Below are 14,551 nucleotides of genomic sequence, written 5' to 3'. Positions count from 1 at the left end.
GGTGAGTTCACGGCCACATCGCGGGCGCTGACACCATGAACGCATGCGCACTCTCTTCGATCCCGCCAAGCTTCCCCCACACCGCATGTATCAGGTGCTGACCGCCTCGATCGTGCCCCGGCCGATCGCGTGGGTGTCCACCGTCTCGGCGGACGGGGTGGCCAACCTGGCCCCGTACAGCTTCTTCTCGGTGTCCAGCACCCACCCGCCGGTGGTGCAGTTCACCTCGGTGACCCGCAAGGACAGTCTCCGCAACATCGAGGCGACGGGAGAGTTCGTGATCAACGTGGCGACCGAGCCGCTGATCTCGACGGTGAACGCCAGCTCCGCCACGTTCGACAGCGAGGTCGACGAGTTCGCCGCGCTGGGCATCGACACCGAACCCAGCGAGCGGGTCCGTCCCGCCCGGGTCGCGGGTTCGCCGGTCGCCATCGAGTGCACCCTGCACCAGGTCATACCTGTCGGTGATTCGTTCGTGGTGATGGGCGACGTCGTCACGGTCGCGGTGCGGCCCGAGGCGCTCGCCGACGACGGACTTCCGGACTTCCGGGAACTCGCCCCTCTCAGCCGCCTCGGCCGCAACGAGTGGGGTCTGCCGCCGAAGGTCGTGATGCTCGACCGACCGCGTCGCCCCGCATAACCGATCGATTGGTTAGGCTTACCTGACAAATCGCACCGATACCGGGGGAGAAGCCGACGCCATGGCTCAACGCAGCAAGTTCGTGAAACCTCAGAGTCGCCGGATCGCGTCCGCACGCGTCGTCGCGGGCAAGCAGATCAGCCCGAACTTCGTCCGCGTCACCATCGCGGGCGAGGAACTCGACTCCGTCAGCCCGATGGGGTTCGACCAGTGGTTCCGGATGTTCATCCCCCAGCGGGGACAGAGCACGCTGCGGCTTCCGACCAGCGCGAGCAACCTCTGGTACGCGCAGTACAAGCTGATGTCCAAGGACACCCGGCCGGTCGTGCGCAACTACACGATCCGCGAGATCCGGGTGGCGGGATCGGGAACGTTCGGCGACAGCACCGAGATCGACATCGACTTCGCCTCGCACGGCGACCTCGGTCCCGCGTCGGCGTGGGCGAACTCGGCCGCGGCCGGTGACGAGGTGGCGATCCTCGACGAGGGGCTGATCTACAACCCGACGCCGGACGCCGAGTGGCAGCTGCTGGTCGGTGACGAGAGCGCGCTTCCCGCCATCGTCGGGATCCTGCGATCGGCACCGCGGGACCTGCGGGCCGAAGTCTTCGTCGAGATTCCCGATGCCGAAGACGCTCAGGAAGTTTCGGTGGGTGACGGCGTGAACGTGCACTGGCTGGTGCGCGAGGACGCCGATGCCCGTCCGGGAGTGCTCGCGCTCGACACCGTGAAACAGTCGGAGTTGCCGACCGGGCCGTCCTACACGTTCGTGGCCGGTGAGAGCGAGCTGACGACGGCGTTGCGACGCCACCTCGTGAACGAGCGCCACATCCCGAAGGCGAACATCTCGTTCACCGGGTACTGGCGCCACGGCCACGCTGCCAACTGACCACAGGTGAGTGGCACGGCACGCCGGGGCGCGCCGGGCCACTCACCTGGGTTCTCAGTTGGCGTGCTTCTGAACGAGGGCGCCCAGACGCGGAAGTGCCTCGATCACATTCTTCTTCGCCGACGGACGCAGCGACGAGTACACCTTCTTGACAGCACCGCGGTCGCTGCCCTCGATGCGCTCGTCGGTCACACCGAGGAGCGAGTCCGCGACCTCGTCGCTACGCGCGACCAGGTACTCGGAGAATCCGGCCTCACCACTGGCGATGAAGGCCTGCCAGTACGGCTCGAGCTTGGTGACGAATGCCGGCAGCAGGCCCTCGATGGCGTCCGGCACGATCGACGGTCCCACCTTCTTGACGGCGCCGTATCCACCCTTGAGTGCCAGTCCCGAGGCCCCCGACTTGTCCGAAACCTCCGCGTCGATGAGAGCCTGGACGTCTGCGATGACCGCAGGAACGCGCGACTCGTCGAGCAGGGTTTCGTTCAGAGCTGCAACCACTTTCAATGCCTCCGTATTGACTGAGCGATCAGGTCCGGCCAGACACTATACGAAAAACCGGACTCCGCGTTGTTCGAGCAGGCCATGGCACCGGCGTGCCCGCTCGATCCACCAGCGCGAACGCTCCGCGGACGCGGCGAGGGCCGTGACGCGTTCGACGTCGGGTGCCACCGCTTCGACGGTGAGTTCGCCGTCGACGGGTTCGCGGGGGCGGGCCACGTCCGCCTCGAAGAGGCCCCCGGTACCCAGACCGCACGCAAACTGCAATTCGGGGAGGGCGGCGGCAGCGGCGACACCGGCGGCGATGCCGACCGCGGTGTCCAACGCACTCGACACGACCACCGGCACACCGTACGAAGACAACTCGTCCGCGAGCGACAGCAGCCGCCGCATTCCCCCGAGCGGAGCGACCTTCACGACGGCCACGTCGGCACCGCCCGCCCGCACGACCTTCAGCGGATCCTCGGCGCGCCGGATGCTCTCGTCGGCGGCCACCCGCACGTCGGGCATCCGCCTGCGGACCTCCACCAGCTCGGGCACGCTCGCGCACGGCTGCTCGGCGTATTCGAGCGGACCGTCGACGGTCAGGGCCCGCAGCGCGGCCTCGGCCTCGTCGACCGACCATCCCCCGTTCGCGTCGACGCGCACGTTCGGAACGAGTGCGCGGACCGCCCGCACCCGCGCGACGTCGTCGTCGAGGGTCTGACCACGTTCGGCCACTTTCACTTTCGCGGTCCGCGCGCCGGGGTAACGCTCGAGCACGGCGGGCACCCGGGCGGCGTCGACGGCAGGGACGGTGGCGTTGATCGGCACCCGCGTTCGCACCGCGGGCGGCGGCCCGAGCCAGGCGTCCTCGATCGCCGACTGCAACCAGTGCGCCGCCTCGTCGTCCGCGTACTCGGGGAACGGCGCGAACTCACCCCACCCCGCGGGACCGCGCAACAGCAACGCTTCTCGCGTCGTGATGCCGCGGAACCGCAGGCGCATGGGCAGACTCACCACGACGGCATCGGCCAGGACCTCCTCCACGGAGGGCAGGGACGTCACGACGTCAGGGCTGCCCGGGCAGCAACTGGAGCATCAGGGCCTCGCAGTCGGCGAGCAACGTGTCGTCCTGCATCAACCGTGCGGTGATGAACGTCTTGCGCCCCTCCACGCGGTCGACGCTGCCCTCGACGGTCAGACGCGTGTCGAGCGGTGTGATCGCGCGGTAGTTCACATGCAGGTAGGCGGTGCGGCTGATGGGCCGCCCGTACGCGTGGACGATCATGCCCATCAGGTCGTCGAACAGCAGCGGCAGCGTGCCGCCGTGCGCGGCACCGTTGCCACCGAGGTGGTAGCGCCGGAACATGCCCGCACTACGCACGCCCTCGGGCCCGAACTTCTCGATGTTCCACGGCGGCATGAGGAGACTCCCCCGGCCCGGCAACTCGATCGTGCGGCCCGCCGGCGACCGCCCCTCGGGGACGACGTGCGGTCCGAGCAGTTCGGCCAGCTTCTCCACCTGGTCCGCGGCCTGCGCGAGCACGTCGTCCGGGGCGTCGACCGACACCGCGAGGTCCTGCAACGTGCGCATTCCCTCGACGAACCGCGGCCAGTCCGGGCCGGGTGTCACCGGCTCGTATTTGGGGAACCCGCCGTGGTGCTCGTACTCGTCGTCGCCCTTGCCGTCGAGACGGGTGACGTCGGCAGCCTGTTCGCTCATACCTGCACGGTAAACCCGGGCAAAGTCCTGCGCGCGCGGACACCCGTCAACCGCACCCGATAACCTCGGAGCCGTGACTTTCAACCCGCAGCACTGGCGACCGGTTCCCGGTTTCGAGAACCTGACCGACATCACCTACCACCGGCATGTCACCCAGGGAATCGTCCGGGTGGCGTTCGACCGTCCCGAAGTGCGCAACGCGTTCCGCCCGCACACCGTCGACGAGTTGTACCAGGCGCTCGACCACGCCCGGATGACGTCCGACGTGGGCGCCGTGCTGCTCACCGGCAACGGTCCGAGCCCCAAGGACGAGGGCTGGGCGTTCTGCTCCGGCGGCGACCAGCGCATCCGCGGACGCAGCGGATACCAGTATGCGGAAGGCGAAACCGCGGACACCGTCGACAAGGCCCGCGCCGGACGTCTCCACATCCTCGAGGTTCAGCGCCTGATCCGGTTCATGCCGAAGGTCGTCATCTGCCTCGTCAACGGCTGGGCCGCGGGCGGCGGTCACAGCCTCCACGTGGTCTGCGACCTGACCCTCGCCAGCCGCGAACACGCCCGTTTCAAGCAGACCGACGCCGACGTCGGCAGCTTCGACGGTGGATACGGCAGCGCCTACCTCGCCAAGATGGTCGGCCAGAAGTTCGCCCGCGAGATCTTCTTCCTCGGTGAGACGTACACCGCGGAGGAGATGCACCAGATGGGCGCCGTCAACAAGGTCGTCGACCACGCCGAACTCGAGGATGTGGCAATCGACTGGGCCACCAAGATCAACGGCAAGTCCCCGCAGGCCCAGCGCATGCTCAAGTACGCGTTCAACCTGCAGGACGACGGACTCGTCGGTCAGCAACTGTTCGCCGGCGAGGCAACCCGCATGGCGTACATGACGGACGAGGCCGTCGAGGGCCGCGATTCCTTCCTCGAAAAGCGCGAACCCGACTGGAAGCCGTATCCCTGGTATTTCTGAGCGCCTACGTGTACTCGACCGCCATCCGGTCGATGGTGCCGTTGAACGGGAACGGCGCCCGGTCGTAGTAGTCCAGCGACACCGGGGAACCGAGGCAGGTGCCGACGTCGAGACAGTCGTTGGCTGTGAACAGCAACGGCACACTCACCGGCACCTGCCCCTCCCCGACGACACTGCCGTCGACACAGAGCTTCACGTTCAGCGGGCCACCGGGCCGCGCCTCGATGAACTCCGTGACCACCTGCACCGTGCGGGCGCCTGGCGGGATCGGCACGGTCGAACGAATCTTTGTGCGCATCAGGATGAACAGGTTGTACTCGTAGCAGAGGTAGCCGTCGTCGACGAAGCACGTGAGTCCGCCGGCGTTGCTTCCCAGTGCGTAGAGCACTCCGCTCGGATTCTCCGGCGCGGAGAGGTCGAGGGTGACCCGGTTGTTCTTGTTGCCCAGCGCGGGAGCGCAGAACTCGGGCATCCGGATCGTGTCGCCGGAGAACTCCCAGCTCGTGTACGGCGTCGTGATCCGCTGCTCGGGATGCAGCGCGATGACCCACAGCCCGCCGCCGACGGGGAGTACGTTGTTCTTCGCGGCCTCGATCGCGAACAGTTCCCGCAGTTGCGCCAGCTTCTGCGGATGCTGCTCGGCGAGGTCCCGATTCTGAGTCCAGTCCTCGTCCAGGTTGTAGAGCTCCCACGTGTCGTCGTCCGGGCTCCAGTCGCGGATGCCACCGGGCACACCCGCCGCCCAGGGTGCGCGTGGCCCGAACGCGGACGCCATCCATCCGTCGTGGTAGATCGCCCGGCTGCCCATGATCTCGAAATACTGGGTGAGCTTTCCCCCGGTGGCGCCGCGTTCGACGAGCGTCTGCGCGAAGCTGGCGCCGTCCACCGGGTCCTGCGGAACACCGTTCACCGTCCGCGGCGGGGTGATCCCGACGATGTCGTACAGCGTCGGCACCACGTCGTTGCAGTGCAGGAAATGCGTGCGGGGTGTCGGGTCCGGTGTCACCTTCGCCGGCCACCGCACGACCATCGGGTTGCGGGTGCCACCGAGATGGGACGCCAGCAGCTTCATCCCCTTGTAGGGTGCGCTGCCCGCCCACGCCCAGCCCGCGTGATACATGTTGTCGGTCTTCGGCGACCCCAGGACGTCGAGGCCACCGAGTTCCTCGAGGGCCGCGATGTGCTGCGCCGGTGTGGTCGGAATGCCGTTCTGCGCCAACAGTTCACTGATCGTGCCGTTCTGCCCCTCACCCGACGAGCCGTTGTCGCCCCAGATGTACAGGATCAGCGTGTCGTCCCGGTACCCCAGACGGTCCAGCTCGTCGAACAGCCTGCCCACCTGGACGTCACAGTGCTCGGCGTACCCGGCCGCGACCTCCATCAGCCGGCGCTGGAACGGCTTCTCGTCCTCGGGAATGTCGTCCCATGCGGCCATCGTCGGGTCCCGGTCGGTCAGCTCCGCTTCGGGGGGAATCCATCCCTTCTCCTTCGCCCTCGTGAAGACCCGCTCCCGGTAGGCATCCCAGCCGTCGTCGAACTTCCCGGCGTACTTGTCGGCCCACGGCTTCATGATGTGGTGCGGTCCGTGCAGGCAGCCGCTGGCCCAGTACATGAAGAACGGTTTGTCGGCGTCGAACGCCTTGTGCCTGCGCAGCCAGCCGATGGCGTCGTCCGCGAGATCCTCACTGAGGTGGTAGCCCTGCTCCGGGGTCTTCGGCGGCAGCACCACCGTCGTGTTCCGCACCAGGTTCGGCTCGTACTGCGACGCCTCGCCTGCGAGGAAGCCGTAGAAGTACTCGAACCCGAGACCCGTCGGCCAGTTGTCGAACGGGCCGGCGGCCGTGGTCTCCTCGGCCGGCGTGTTGTGCCATTTCCCGAAAGCGGCAGTGCTGTACCCGTAGTGGCGCAGCACCTCGGGCCCCGTCGCACTCGACCTCGGGATGTGGCCGGAGTAGCCGTCCCAGTCGTTGGCCAGCTCGGCGATCTGCCCGTTGCCGACGCGATGGTGGTTGCGTCCGGTCAGCAGCGACGCCCGGGTCGGCGAACACATTGCGGTCGTATGGAATCGGTTGTACCCGACACCGTCCTGCAACATCGCGTCGAGCGTCGGGGTGTTCACCTCACCGCCGAGACCACTCGGCAGGCCCGGCCCGGCGTCGTCGATGAGGACGATCAGAATGTTCGGGGCGTCGCTGGGGAGCCGCCGCTCCTTCGGAAGTGGGCTGTACACCGACTCCTGCATGGTCCGGCCGGCGATGCTTCCCGACGGCGTCGGCGGGAACGGTAACGATTCGCCACCCGGTATCGGCTCACCTGTCACGCTCGATTTCATGGCCCGGTCCCCTCGTCGTCCGATGCTGTCGATCCAGTCCAGCACCGGGCGGCCGGGCGCGAGTACACCCTCGGAGGGTGAAATACGCGGACGGATTCGTCGCCTCGGCAGGAGAGGGCGCGCGGCGTCTCCGATTCGGGCACACTGACCCACATGAGCATCGACCGCGAGCTCCCCGCACCGGAACATCGTCGTCCGCCCGGAGTGAGTGACGACACCGTCGCCGCGCTCGGGAAGTTGTCGGAGGCCCTCGAAACGGTCGAGCGTGCCCGCGGGCACCTCTACTCGTTCCATCAGCTGATCGGACACGCCGACCTTCAGCTCGGCGAAGCCGTCGACGCGCTCCGCGACGCGGGACACGCGGCCGTCGCGGACCGGGTGCAGTCCGAACTCGTGGGGCGCAACGTCGTCGAGGGCCGGTGGACGTTCCAGCTCGTCGAGGAGTTCGACGACCACTACTGGTCGCCGCTGCGCGAGCACGAGCGTGGCGCACGTCACGAACTCGCCGACGGACGGCGACACCTGTTCGAGGCGGAGATGAAGGAAGATCGACGAACACACGGCCGGGCGGGGCACGAAGCCCGGCCCGGCGAAGGAGGGTGACGGGTGGAGATCCTCAGCAGCAGGACGATTCTGCGGCCGCGCGACTACACGACGACGCTGAGCTTCTACCGCGACATCCTCGGACTCGCGACCGCCCGCGAATACCCCGGTGGCACGGTGTTCTTCGCCGGTCAGGGCCTGATCGAAGTGGCCGCGCACGGCGGAACGGGCGAGTCGTCCTCCTTCGACGGCGCCCTGTGGCTGCAGGTTCGCGATCTCACGGCAGTGCAGACCGAGCTGGTTCTCGCCGGGGTGAAGATCGACCGCGAGGCCCGGCAGGAACCGTGGGGACTGTTCGAGATGTGGATCGCGGACCCCGACGGAATCCCGATCGTTCTGGTGCAGATCCCGGAGGATCACCCCATCCGCCGCGACGTCCGTCCGAAGGGTGAGAACTGACGGAAGGCCATACGCAGGAGTGATCCTGTACACCGGACGTCAGCTGTACATTTTCGGTTGAAATCCGCACAATCTGGGTGTGACCGCAGAGCTCGTAGTTCTCCTGGTGGTGGTCGTCACCGCCCTCGCTTTCGATTTCACGAACGGCTTTCACGACACCGGCAATGCAATGGCCACCTCGATCGCGACGGGAGCTCTGCGACCCAAGGCCGCTGTCGCGCTCTCCGCATCGTTGAATCTGGTCGGCGCGTTCCTGTCCGTGGAGGTGGCGGCGACAGTCGCCAAGGGTGTGGTCAATCTGGGAGAAGTGGGCGGCGAGGATCTGCTGCTCATCGTGTTCGCCGGCCTGGTCGGCGGCATCATCTGGAACCTGGCGACGTGGCTGCTGGGCCTGCCGTCGAGCTCGTCCCACGCACTGTTCGGCGGACTGATCGGTGCAGCCATCGCGTCCATCGGCATGAGCGGTGTCGAGTGGGGCGGCGTGCTCAGCAAGGTCGTCGTTCCCGCCGTCCTCGCCCCGGTGGTCGCAGCGCTGGTCGCCACTGCGGGCACCAAGCTGGTCTACCGGATTACCTCCGGCGTGCCCGAGGACACCAAGGAGCACGGGTTCCGCATCGGCCAGATCGGTTCCGCGTCCCTGGTGTCGCTGGCCCACGGAACCAACGACGCCCAGAAGACAATGGGCGTGATCTTCCTCGCACTCGTCGCGCACGGAAGCCTGTCCGCAGACGACGAGATGCCGTTCTGGGTGAAGCTCAGTTGCGCCATCGCCATCGCGCTCGGTACCTACCTCGGCGGCTGGCGCATCATTCGCACGCTCGGCAAGGGACTCGTCGAGATCGCCGCTCCCCAGGGCATGGCCGCGGAGTCTTCGTCCGCCGCCATCATCCTGACGTCCAGCCACCTCGGACTGCCGCTGTCCACCACGCACGTCGCAACCGGTTCCATCCTCGGCACCGGTCTCGGCCGCAAGGGCGCCGAGGTCCGCTGGGGCATCGCCGGGCGCATGGCCGTCGCGTGGCTGGTCACGCTGCCGTCCGCGGCGATCGTGGGAGCCGTGTGCTGGGTCATCGCCCACATGATCGGCGGTCTGCCCGGTGTTCTCATCGTGTTCGCCGCCCTGATCCTGCTCGCCGGGTTCATGTACCTCCGCTCCCGCCTGCAGCCGGTGACGTCCGGCAACGTGAACGCCGAGTGGGAGTCGGGCGACGCCGACGTTCCCGCCGAACCCACCGAACCGGGTGTGGCCGAGACCGCGGACTCCGCCGGTCCCGCCGCGAACCGCTGAGGGGCTCGCCATGACACTGCTCACCACCACCGTCAACTCGCTCTGGCAGGTCCTCCTCGTCGGTCTGCTGTTCGGTGCCGGCCTACCCGCGATCTTCGCGCTCGGACTGCGCTCGCTCGGCGGCACGGACACCGGTGAAGGAGTCTCGCAGCCGACCGTCGCAGGCCGGATCGGCGCCTGGGCCTGTTTCGCCGTGGTGCTGATCGCGATCATCACTGGGATACTTCTCTTGATGCAGGGCTTTTTGGCCAGCAGCTTCGGTATCCACATCTTCTGAGCGGCGACCACGAGTCCCGTTCCATCGACGAAAGAAGCCGAACGCGTGCCCAAGAATTCACTTCGCTCCGTGCTCGACTGGCTACGCGCCGGGTACCCCGAGGGAATCCCGGCGAAAGACCATTTCGCGTTGCTGGCCGTGCTGCGTCGCCGTCTCACCGACGAGGAAATCGAACAGGTCGTCGCGCTGTCCATCGAGACGGCCCACGAGACACCCGAACGCCACGTCGACTACGACAACATCCGCCGCCTCATCAGCGAGATCACCCACGAGGAACCCTCCGAAGAGGACGTCGCCCGGGTGACGGAGAACCTCGAGGCCGGAGGGTGGCCGGTCGGACCCGACGCCGAATGCGGCGACGGTTCCGGCGACGGGGAAGAAACCCGCGACGCAGGCTAGCCATGAGCCTTCCACCGTTTCTCTCCTCCATCATCGGCTGGCTGCGAGCCGGCTACCCCAACGGCGTACCCGAGCAGGACTACATTCCGTTGTTCGCGCTGCTCACCCGCCGTCTGTCGGAAGACGAGGTGGACGCCGTCGCCGACGCCCTCGTCGAGGAGGGCGACATTCCCATCGAGAAGACCGACATCCAGGTGCTCATCACCAAGGTCACCGACGAGTTGCCGCTGGAGTCGGACGTCGACCGGGTGCGCAGCAACCTCGCCGCCGGCGGCTGGCCGCTGGCCGGGCCCGCCCAGTGAGCGAACTGCAGGTCCTGCCCGTCCCGTCCGGTGTCGGGGTTCTCGGCCTCCTGCCGCAGCTGTCGGCGATCCTCGACGGAACCGCCCCCGCCGCGCTCCCCGTCCCCGCCGCGGACGAGCGGGAGACCCGGCGACTGACGGACGCACTGCACCCCGGGGAGCCGATCGACGACGGTGTCGCCCTCGTGGTCGCGACGTCCGGGACGACGGGAGTGCCGAAGGGGGCCATGCTCTCCGCGGCCGCGCTCCGCGCGAGCGGTGACGCGACGCACGCGCGGCTCGGGGGTGCGGGCTCCTGGCTGCTGACCCTTCCCGCCCACCACATCGCGGGCATGCAGGTGTTGCTGCGCAGTGTCCTCGCCGGCACCGAGCCGGTGGTGATCGACGTGACCGACGGCTTCGACCCCGGTGCACTGCCTGCCGCAGTCGCGTCGATGAGCGGCCCCCGCCGCTACACATCGCTCGTTCCGACCCAGCTGGTCAAGGCCCTCGACCACCCTGACGCCGTGGCGTCGCTGGCCGCACTCGACGCCGTCCTCCTCGGCGGAGCCGCCACCCCCGCCCCCGTCCTACGTCGCGCAACCGACGCCGGCATCACCGTCGTCCGTACGTATGGAATGAGCGAGACGTGCGGTGGATGCGTATACGACGGGGTGCCCCTCGACGGAACCCACGTACGGATCGACGGTGACGGCCGTGTCCTCCTCGGCGGACCCATGCGCGCGTCCGGTTACCGCGGACTCCCCGACCATCCGGCGTTCGCCGAACCCGGCTGGTTCCGCACCGACGACGCCGGCGCCGTCACCGACGGCGTCCTCAGCATCTCCGGCAGGCTCGACGAAGCCATCTCCACCGGCGGTCTCACCGTCGTCCCGCAGGTGGTCGAAGCGGCTCTCGTCGCGCACCCCGGCGTCCGGGAATGCGCGGTGATCGGCCTCCCCGACGAGCGACTGGGGCGCCGCGTCACCGCCGTCGTCGTCGCCGAGCCCGGCACCGAACCGACACTCGCCGAACTCCGCTCCTTCGTCGAACGCACCCTCGACCCCACCGCCGCCCCCCGCGAACTGCACCTCGTCGACACCCTCCCCCTCCGAGGTCCGGGGAAGATCGACCGGCGCGCGCTGGAATCGCGGTTCGGCTAGCGGGTCCGCCCGTCTGCGGAGTTGCACACCGATTCTCCAGATTCCCGGGCAACTGCGTGTGATTCCAGCCATTCGGTGGGCGGGAATGGGTCACCGGCGCCGCGAGCGGGCACACGCGCGCTCGAATCGCGCCTTCACGACGTCGAACCGCCCTAGGTCCGCCCACACCCACCGGATCACCTCGAGGCCCGTGTCGCGTATCGCATCCTCCCGCAACTTCTCCTTCGCCACGATGTCACCCGATTGCCCGGACCCAAATCTGTACTTGCCCATGCCGTCGAACTCGCCGACGACTCCCCAGCGTTCCCAGAAGAAGTCGACGCGGCCGACGAATGCACCTCCGTCGGTGCGCACTTCGTATTGCAGGTCGGGCGCCGGCATCCCACACTCGCGCATCCTGATTCGACTGAGCGACTCACCGGGACTCTCACTGCGTCCGTCCAGCAGACCCACCGCGCGACGCGCAGCCCCGATGCCTTTCCGGCGCCCGTGACACTCCACCACAGCCTGGACGTCGCCGATCGACACACCGCCTCGATTCAGCGCGGAATCGCCGATCACGACGGCCTGGTCCAGCGATTCCGATCGCGCCACGTCCGCCACGGTCCGGGCGAGCGAGGTCACTGCCACGCCGTCGATCTCGGTGACATCGTCCGGGCCTAGTGGAGCGATGTGAAAGTGCAGTGTCGCGGTCCGTCGGCCGCCCGATCGACGCTCCCGGCTCAGGTGCACCCGATCGAGGTTCACCGCACCGACATCGAGTCCGTGGAGGACGGCAGCGGACGCATGGCTGACCACGACCTCACCCCCGTGCGCCACGACGGCCGCCGCGACCCGGGCTCGGTGCATCCCGAGCGCGTCCAAGGATTCCGAGCTGCCGCTGTGGAGGTAGGCACCCGCTGCCACGGCGACTAGTTGTCCGGTCGTCCTTGCGCGCCGCAGTTCCGGGTCGGTGATTCCGTCGGCCAATGCATGGCGGCGAAAGATCAAGTCCTCTGCTCTCATAGCGAGCATCGTGCACCCTTCTCGACGCCGGCCGTCTTCGCCGACCAGGGAAAACAGCCCACCTGTGGATAACCGACTGGCTGTGGAAATCCAGATCCGCACACCGATTCGCCGGATTCCGCCGCAATAGCCCCTGATTCCCCCAATGTCTCTGAATTCGCAGGACAACGGCGTCCGCAAGCCCGTGCAAGAGGCGTGCAAGCCCGCTGCAAGGGGTGGGCTGCATCGTCTACGGCATGAACCTCACTGCAACTCCCCCAGCCATCGAGGCCGACGGGCTCGTGAAGCTCTTCGGCCGTCAGCGCGCCGTCGACGGCGTGAGCCTGTCCGTCCCGACCGGGTCGGTGTACGGAGTGCTCGGCCCGAACGGCGCCGGCAAGACCACGACGGTGCGGATGCTTGCGACGCTGTTGCGTCCGGACGGCGGCGAGGCCCGCATCTTCGGCCACGACGTGGTGCGCGAACCGAACGCGGTGCGCTCGCTGGTCGGTGTCACGGGCCAGTACGCGTCCGTCGACGAGGACCTGTCGGCGGTCGAAAATCTGGTGATCTTCGCCCGGTTGCTCGGTCTGAGCCGGGGCGATGCCCGCCGCAAGTGCACGGAACTGCTCGAGGAGTTCGACCTCACCGAGGCGGCGACGAAGCCGCTCAAGAATTTCTCGGGCGGCATGCGTCGACGTCTGGACCTGGCGGCCAGCCTGATCGCCCATCCCCCGCTGCTGTTCCTCGACGAGCCGACGACGGGTCTGGACCCTCGGACGCGCGCCCAGATGTGGGACACCATCCGCAGGCTGGTCGCGGACGGGTCGACGGTGCTGCTCACCACGCAGTACCTCGACGAGGCGGATCAGCTGGCCGATCGGATCGCCGTCATCGACCGCGGAAAGGTGATCGCGGACGGCACGGCCGACGAGTTGAAGGCGTCCGTCGGCGTCTCCTCACTGCAGTTGACCCTGGTCGATCGCGGGCAGACCGACGACGCGCGGTCGGTGATCGCCCACACCCTCGGTGTGGAGGTCGCGATCACGCCGGAGATCGGCCGCCTCACCGCGCCGATGACCGATCCGTCGCTCACCGTGGAACTCCTGATCCGGTTGCGCGACCACGGGATCGCCGTCGACGAGATCACCGTCCAGAAGCCGAGTCTCGACGAGGTCTTCCTCACCATCACCGGCCACGGCGCAGACGCCATCGAGGCCGACACCGAACGGAGCGTCGCATGACCACCACCCTCGAATCCCGCACTCACGCGGGCCCCCGACCGATTCCGGAGGCCCGGAACCGGATCAGCCTCGAGCAGTCCGTCGCGAACACGCTGACCATGGCGTACCGGGGACTGCTCAAGATCAAGCACAACCCGGAGCAACTGTTCGACGTCGTCGTCCAGCCGATCATCTTCACGTTGATGTTCACGTACATCTTCGGTGGCGCCATCTCCGGCGACGTGGCGTCGTATCTGCCGATCATCATCCCGGGCATCCTGGTCCAGACGGTGATCACCACGTCGATCGTGACGGGCACCCAGTTGCGGGAAGACATGGACAAGGGCGTCTTCGACCGCTTCAAGTCCCTGCCGATCGCCCGCATCGCGCCGCTGTCCGGTGCGCTCCTCGCCGACGTCGTGCGGTACGGCATTGCCACGACCATCACGTTCGCCGTCGGTATCGCGATGGGGTACCGGCCCGGCGGCGGTGTCGTCGGGGTGGTGTCGGCCGGCGCGCTCGTCATCGTCTGCGCCTTCTCGATCAGCTGGATCTTCGCACTGATGGGTGTCCTGATGAGCAAAGCGTCGTCGGTGCAGGGCATTTCGATGCTCATCCTGTTCCCGCTGACGTTCATGTCGAACGCGTTCGTGCCCGCCGACACGATGCCGGGCTGGATGCAGGCGTTCGTGAACGTCAACCCCGTGTCGCACGTCGTGACCGCGGTGCGTGAACTCGTCAACGACGGACACTTCGGTGTCCACGTCGTGTGGTCGCTGCTCGGCGCCGCCGTGATCGTCGCGATCATGGCACCGCTGACGGTCCGGACGTACATGCGTAAGGCCTGACACCCGAAGAACGAAGCGAGCCGGTGGACGCGGGGTCCACCGGCTCGCTTCG

At 67.8% G+C, this 14,551-nt stretch carries 17 protein-coding genes; 12 read left to right on the top strand and 5 right to left on the bottom strand.

Annotation, left to right across the window (positions count from 1 at the left end; all coding sequences use genetic code 11):
• Positions 1-43: 43 nt before the first annotated feature.
• The gene (locus tag QM841_RS04360) at positions 44-640 is read left to right on the top strand and encodes a flavin reductase family protein (RefSeq protein WP_283331049.1); all 597 of its coding nucleotides are present in this window, start codon (positions 44-46) and stop codon (positions 638-640) included.
• Between the two features lie 61 nt (positions 641-701).
• Positions 702-1,529 carry a siderophore-interacting protein gene (locus QM841_RS04355; RefSeq protein WP_283331047.1) on the top strand — a complete coding sequence of 276 codons (828 nt, stop codon included), beginning with the start codon at positions 702-704 and terminating at the stop codon, positions 1,527-1,529.
• Positions 1,530-1,583: 54 nt separating this feature from the next.
• Here the strand turns inward: QM841_RS04355 and QM841_RS04350 are convergent, their stop codons facing one another.
• Genes QM841_RS04350 through QM841_RS04340 form a run of 3 tightly spaced genes read right to left on the bottom strand, consistent with a single transcriptional unit; the run spans position 1,584 to position 3,735 of the window.
• Positions 1,584-2,030 (bottom strand): DUF6918 family protein, encoded by a 447-nt coding sequence (locus tag QM841_RS04350; RefSeq protein ID WP_283331045.1) that lies wholly within the window; start codon positions 2,028-2,030, stop codon positions 1,584-1,586.
• Between the two features lie 45 nt (positions 2,031-2,075).
• Positions 2,076-3,077, bottom strand: a complete 1,002-nt coding sequence (locus QM841_RS04345) for an o-succinylbenzoate synthase (protein WP_283331044.1) — start codon at positions 3,075-3,077, stop codon at positions 2,076-2,078.
• 4 nt (positions 3,078-3,081) lie between these two features.
• Positions 3,082-3,735, bottom strand: coding sequence for a PaaI family thioesterase (locus tag QM841_RS04340; RefSeq protein WP_005258299.1), 654 nt, complete (start codon positions 3,733-3,735; stop codon positions 3,082-3,084).
• 73 nt (positions 3,736-3,808) lie between these two features.
• Between QM841_RS04340 and QM841_RS04335 the strand changes: the two genes are divergently transcribed.
• Positions 3,809-4,702, top strand: coding sequence for a 1,4-dihydroxy-2-naphthoyl-CoA synthase (locus QM841_RS04335; protein WP_005252069.1), 894 nt, complete (start codon positions 3,809-3,811; stop codon positions 4,700-4,702).
• Between the two features lie 4 nt (positions 4,703-4,706).
• On the opposite strand, the gene QM841_RS04330 is transcribed toward QM841_RS04335, so the two are convergent.
• Positions 4,707-7,034 (bottom strand): arylsulfatase, encoded by a 2,328-nt coding sequence (locus tag QM841_RS04330; RefSeq protein WP_283331043.1) that lies wholly within the window; start codon positions 7,032-7,034, stop codon positions 4,707-4,709.
• A 153-nt stretch (positions 7,035-7,187) separates the two neighbouring features.
• Between QM841_RS04330 and QM841_RS04325 the strand changes: the two genes are divergently transcribed.
• The 7 genes from QM841_RS04325 to menE all read left to right on the top strand — a co-directional run bounded on the left by QM841_RS04325 (position 7,188) and on the right by menE (position 11,444).
• Complete coding sequence (locus tag QM841_RS04325; RefSeq protein ID WP_283331042.1) at positions 7,188-7,637, top strand: hypothetical protein; 450 nt, start codon at positions 7,188-7,190, stop codon at positions 7,635-7,637.
• A gap of 3 nt (positions 7,638-7,640) precedes the next feature.
• Positions 7,641-8,036, top strand: coding sequence for a VOC family protein (locus tag QM841_RS04320; RefSeq protein ID WP_283331041.1), 396 nt, complete (start codon positions 7,641-7,643; stop codon positions 8,034-8,036).
• Positions 8,037-8,115: 79 nt separating this feature from the next.
• Positions 8,116-9,324 carry an inorganic phosphate transporter gene (locus QM841_RS04315; protein WP_280779913.1) on the top strand — a complete coding sequence of 403 codons (1,209 nt, stop codon included), beginning with the start codon at positions 8,116-8,118 and terminating at the stop codon, positions 9,322-9,324.
• 10 nt (positions 9,325-9,334) lie between these two features.
• Positions 9,335-9,601: a hypothetical protein gene (locus QM841_RS04310; RefSeq protein ID WP_283331040.1), complete on the top strand. Its 267-nt coding sequence runs from the start codon at positions 9,335-9,337 to the stop codon at positions 9,599-9,601.
• A 45-nt stretch (positions 9,602-9,646) separates the two neighbouring features.
• On the top strand, positions 9,647-10,000 hold the full coding sequence (locus QM841_RS04305; RefSeq protein ID WP_105415925.1) for a DUF3349 domain-containing protein: 354 nt from the start codon (positions 9,647-9,649) through the stop codon (positions 9,998-10,000).
• A 2-nt stretch (positions 10,001-10,002) separates the two neighbouring features.
• Positions 10,003-10,302: a DUF3349 domain-containing protein gene (locus QM841_RS04300; RefSeq protein ID WP_009474690.1), complete on the top strand. Its 300-nt coding sequence runs from the start codon at positions 10,003-10,005 to the stop codon at positions 10,300-10,302.
• Positions 10,299-11,444 (top strand): o-succinylbenzoate--CoA ligase, encoded by a 1,146-nt coding sequence (menE, locus tag QM841_RS04295; protein WP_283331039.1) that lies wholly within the window; start codon positions 10,299-10,301, stop codon positions 11,442-11,444. Before QM841_RS04300 ends, menE begins: the two co-directional genes overlap by 4 nt.
• A gap of 90 nt (positions 11,445-11,534) precedes the next feature.
• On the opposite strand, the gene QM841_RS04290 is transcribed toward menE, so the two are convergent.
• Positions 11,535-12,449 (bottom strand): hypothetical protein, encoded by a 915-nt coding sequence (locus tag QM841_RS04290; RefSeq protein WP_283331038.1) that lies wholly within the window; start codon positions 12,447-12,449, stop codon positions 11,535-11,537.
• A 236-nt stretch (positions 12,450-12,685) separates the two neighbouring features.
• Here QM841_RS04290 and QM841_RS04285 point away from each other — a divergent pair, with 236 nt between their 5' ends.
• Positions 12,686-13,672, top strand: coding sequence for an ATP-binding cassette domain-containing protein (locus tag QM841_RS04285; protein WP_283331037.1), 987 nt, complete (start codon positions 12,686-12,688; stop codon positions 13,670-13,672).
• Positions 13,669-14,499 (top strand): ABC transporter permease, encoded by an 831-nt coding sequence (locus QM841_RS04280; protein WP_280779908.1) that lies wholly within the window; start codon positions 13,669-13,671, stop codon positions 14,497-14,499. Before QM841_RS04285 ends, QM841_RS04280 begins: the two co-directional genes overlap by 4 nt.
• The last annotated feature ends 52 nt before the right edge of the window (positions 14,500-14,551 follow it).

This window comes from Rhodococcus sp. IEGM 1307, assembly GCF_030056915.1.
GTDB lineage: Bacteria > Actinomycetota > Actinomycetes > Mycobacteriales > Mycobacteriaceae > Rhodococcus_F > Rhodococcus_F opacus_D.
Note: the sequence above shows the minus strand (reverse complement) of the source record. Positions and strands in the feature narration are given on the sequence as shown.